The sequence below is a fragment of the Pseudoroseomonas ludipueritiae genome (assembly GCF_014490445.1).
GTDB classification, from domain to species: domain Bacteria; phylum Pseudomonadota; class Alphaproteobacteria; order Acetobacterales; family Acetobacteraceae; genus Pseudoroseomonas; species Pseudoroseomonas ludipueritiae.
In genome coordinates this window covers 1-573 of the sequence record NZ_JACTUZ010000391.1, presented here as the reverse complement: position 1 = coordinate 573, position 573 = coordinate 1, and the positions used below count along the sequence as shown (strand labels likewise).

Sequence of the window (573 nt, the reverse complement as noted above, 5' to 3'; positions counted from 1 at the left end):
GCCGCAGCGGCCTGCGGGCTGCGCGCCGCCGGTGCCGCGACCGGTGCCTCCGGGGTCGGGGCACCGGCATCGGCAGCAGCCTGGGGAACATGCTCAGCCGGAGCGGTGGTTGCGGCGGTCGCGCTGGGCACCGGCAGGGCATCAACGGCGGCAGGAGCCTGCTGGGCATGCTCCGCCGGGGCGGTGATGACCGCCGTGGCGCCAGGCACTGCCCCGGCCTCGGCGGCCACAGGAGGCTGCTCGGGCCGCTCGGAACTCGCGGCCACCGGGGCGGCATCGGCGGGCGTGGGCGGCTGCGAGTCCGCCGCCGCCCGGATGGGTTCAGGGGCGCCGCCCGGCAGGGTGGCAACCGGTGCCTCGGTGCTGCCGGCAGCGGGCGGCTGGACCAGGGCGGCCTCCGGCGGCGGGGCTTCCGCATCCGAGGGCGCCAATTCGCCCAGCTTGCCGGGCAGCATCTCGGCCAATGGTGGGTCCTTGGCTTCGCTGGCTTCGACCGGCGCCGGGCTGGCGGCCGCTGGTTCCGGCGCGGCCATGGGCGCTGCCTCCGGCGCGGGGGCCGGATCGGCGGCGGCG

At 78.9% G+C, this 573-nt stretch carries 1 pseudogene; it reads right to left on the bottom strand.

Annotated features, from left to right (window positions below):
• A pseudogene (locus tag IBL25_RS26565) lies at nucleotides 1-533 on the bottom strand (hypothetical protein); the annotation flags it as partial.
• Between the last annotated feature and the right edge of the window lie 40 nt (nucleotides 534-573).